Below are 3,547 nucleotides of genomic sequence, written 5' to 3'. Positions count from 1 at the left end.
TCCCCGCCCTCCCCCATCGGGTATGGCGAAGGGGCCATACCCGATGGGGCGCACCGACAGGGCTCCCTCGCGGGGTTGACGGTCCTATGGAATGAGCCCGGGCCGGACAGCAGGGACGACGGACCGGAGAGGTTCATGCCATCTGAACACGGGGGCGCCGCGGAGGACATCGCGGCATGGATAACCGAGCGCATCGCCGAGCGCACCGGTCTTCCCGTTGAGGAGATCGATCCCCGGGAGCCGCTGGCGGACTTCGGGCTCGCCTCGCGCGACGCCGTCGTCCTCGCGGGCGAGCTGCAGACACGGCTGGGCAGGCCCTTGTCACCCGCCCTGTTCTGGGAGTACCCGACCGTGCAGGCGCTCAGCCGGCACCTGGCGGGGGAGCAGGGGCCGGGGGAGGCCTGGCCTGCCGCCGACGCCCTCCATGCCGGGCCCGCCCGCAGCGCCCCCGGTCCCGCACCGCACCCGCCGGGCGAGGCTTCCGGGCCCCCGCCCGTCGCCGTCGTCGGCATGGGCTGCCGCTTCCCCGGCGCCGACGGCCCGGCGGCGTACTGGCGCCTGATCGGCGAGGGCGCCGACGCCGTGGGCGCCCGCACGGACCGCAGCGAACTCCTCGGCGAGCACCTGCCGCACGGCCTGCTGGCGGACGTGAGCGGATTCGACGCCGAGTTCTTCGCCGTCTCGGCGCGCGAGGCGCCCTACGTCGACCCCCAGCAGCGCCTGCTCCTGGAGACCGCCTGGGAGGCGCTGGAGAGCGCCGGCATCGCCCCCGGCTCCCTCGCGGGCAGCCGCACGGGCGTCTTCGTCGGCGTCAGCAACAGCGACTACGGGCGCATCCAGACCGCCCGGCCGGAGCTGCTCGACGCCTACAGCGGCACCGGGCAGTCGCTCAGCATCGCCGCCAACCGGCTCTCGTACGTCCTGGACCTGCACGGCCCCAGCCTGGCGCTCGACACGGCCTGCTCCTCCTCGCTGGTCGCCGTCCACACCGCCTGCCGCAGCCTGCGGTCCGGCGAGTCCTCGCTGGCCCTCGCCGGCGGCGCGAACCTGATCCTGACCCCTCAGCCGACCGAGGTCTTCACCCGTGCCGGCATGATGGCGCCCGACGGGCGTTGCAAGACCTTCGACGCCTCCGCCGACGGGTACGGGCGCGCGGAGGGCGTGGCCGTCGTCGTCCTCAAGCTCCTGCCGGACGCGGTCCGCGACGGCGACGACGTCCTCGCCGTCATCCGGGGATCGGCCGTCAACCAGGACGGCAGGAGCAACGGGCTCACCGCGCCCAACGGCCGCAAGCAGCGCGAGGTCGTCCTGGAGGCCCTGCGGGACGCGGGCGCCCGCCCCGCGGACGTGGACTACGTGGAGGCGCACGGCACGGGAACGTCCCTCGGCGACTCCGTCGAGGTCCGAGCCCTGGCGGCGGTGCTCGGCGAGGGCCGGGCCCCCGGAGAGCCCCTGCTGCTCGGCTCGGCCAAGGCCAACATCGGGCACACCGAGGCGACGGCCGGCATGGCCGGGCTCCTCAAGACGGTGCTGATGCTCGTCCACGGGCGGATCCCCCCGCACCCCGGGCTGCGGCAGCTCAACCCGGCCGTCGCGGCGACGGAGGGCGTCCGGGTCCCCACCCGGGCCGTGCCCTGGGAGCGGCGGCGGGGGCCGCGGACGGCCGGGGTCAGCTCCTTCGGCTTCGGCGGCACCAACGCCCACGTCATCGTCCAGGAGGCGCCGCCGCGGCCCGAGGAGCCCGCCGACGACCCCGCCCGGCCGGTCCACGTCCTGCCCCTCAGCGCCCGCGGCCCCGCCGCCCTGCGGGCCCTGGCCGCCCGCTACGCCGCGCACCTGCGGCAGCACCCCGGCGTCCGCTTCGAGGACGTCTGCCACACGGCCGGCGCCGGCCGGACCCATTTCGGGCACCGGGCCGCCGTCGCCGCGGGCTCCGCCGCCGAGGCGCTGACCCGGCTGGACCGGCTGGCCGCCGGCGAACCGGCGCCCCGCCGGAGGTACCGGCAAGGTGGCGTTCCTGTTCACCGGGCAGGGTTCGCAGTACTTCGGGATGGGCCGCAGGCTGTACGAGACCCACCCCGGCTTCCGCCGCGAACTGGACGAGTGCAGCGACGTCCTGGCGGACCGTCTGGAGCGGCCGCTGACCGACGTCCTGTTCCGGGACACCGCCGGCCCCGGGCCGCTCGCGCTCACCCGCTACACCCAGCCCGCCCTCTTCGCCGTCGAGTACGCCCTGGCACAGCTGTGGCGCTCGTGGGGCGTGGAACCCGACTGCCTGCTGGGGCACAGCGTCGGGCAGCTGGCGGCCGCCTGCGTGGCGGGGGTCTTCGGCCGCGACGACGGACTGCGGCTCGCCGCGGAGCGCGGCCGGATCGTCCAGGAGCACGCCCCGGAGGGTGCCATGGCGCTCGTCCTGGCCGGCGAGCAGGCGGTCCACGAGCTGATCGACTCCCTCTCGGGACAGCACCGGCCCGCCGTCGCCGCGGTCAACGGAGCAGCCGGCACCGTCGTCTCGGGAACCCCCGGAGGCGTCGCTGCCCTGCGCGAGGCCGCCACCGCCCGCGGTCTCACCACCCATGCCCTCGCCGCCCGGCACCCCTTCCACTCCCCGCTGATGGCAAAGGCGAGCGAGGCGTTCGCCGCGGCGCTCGCGGGGCTCGACTGGTCCCTGCCGGGCGTTCCGCTGGTCAGCGACCTCGGCGGTGGCCTGCTCGACGCCGCGCGCCCACCGGACGCCGCCCACTGGGCGGGCCACCTGGAACAGCCCGTCCGGTTCGCCGAGGGCGTCCGGCTGCTGGCCGCCCACGGCTGCACGACCTACGTGGAGGCCGGACCGCACCCCGTGCTCATCGGGGCGGCCCGGCGCGAGACCGACGGGGGAGTGTGGCTGCCCTCGCTGCGGCGGGAGGCCGACGACTGGACCGTGCTCGGCGGCAGCGTCGCCCGGCTCCACGCGGAGGGCGGGGCCGTCGACTGGCGGGGCTTCGACGGCTGCTACCGGCGCCGGCGCGTACCGCTGCCCACGTACCCCTTCGACCGGAAGCGGTACTGGCTGCCCGGCGGGGCCGCGGGGACCGCGGACGCGCCGACGGCCACCGGCACGACCGGCACCTCGACGAAGGAAAGGCCCGACACGACCGTGATGGCTTCGCAGACCGGCGCGCCGGCGCCGGCGGACCCGGCACCGGGTGCCCCGGCCGGCCGCACCCCGCACGATCCCGTCCTCGGCTATCTGTCCGGTCTGATGGGCGGGTTGCTGCACGCCGACCAGGCGGTCGACCCGGATGAATCGTTTCTGCGGCTCGGTGCGGACTCGCTGACCCTGATGCAGACCCTGCAGACGGTGCAGAAGAAGTTCCGCGTCACCCTGCCCGTCAGCCGCCTCTTCGAGGAAGTGGACACGCTGCGGCGGCTCGCCGAGCACATCCGCCGGGAGGCGCCCGCGGAGGCCCTGGCCGGGCTCGCGGGGACGGACGCCGCGCCCCGGCCACCGGCCGCCGCGCGAACGGAGGCCGCACCTCCGGCCCCGCCCGCCCTCCTCCCGCTG

1 protein-coding gene and 1 pseudogene are annotated in these 3,547 nt (G+C 76.3%); both read left to right on the top strand.

Annotated features, from left to right (window positions below; all coding sequences use genetic code 11):
• Positions 1-135 precede the first annotated feature (135 nt).
• Positions 136-1,965, top strand: a pseudogene (locus tag ACSNOH_RS33995) (beta-ketoacyl synthase N-terminal-like domain-containing protein); the annotation flags it as partial.
• A 43-nt stretch (positions 1,966-2,008) separates the two neighbouring features.
• Positions 2,009-3,547 (top strand): acyltransferase domain-containing protein (locus ACSNOH_RS33990; RefSeq protein WP_436725307.1); only part of this gene is annotated, 1,539 nt, incomplete at its 3' end.

Origin of the sequence: Streptomyces sp. URMC 127, assembly GCF_051386535.1 — a bacterium.
Taxonomy (GTDB): Bacteria; Actinomycetota; Actinomycetes; order Streptomycetales; family Streptomycetaceae; genus Streptomyces.
The sequence above is the reverse complement of the archived record's forward strand: the minus strand, read 5'-3'. Positions and strand labels throughout refer to the sequence as shown.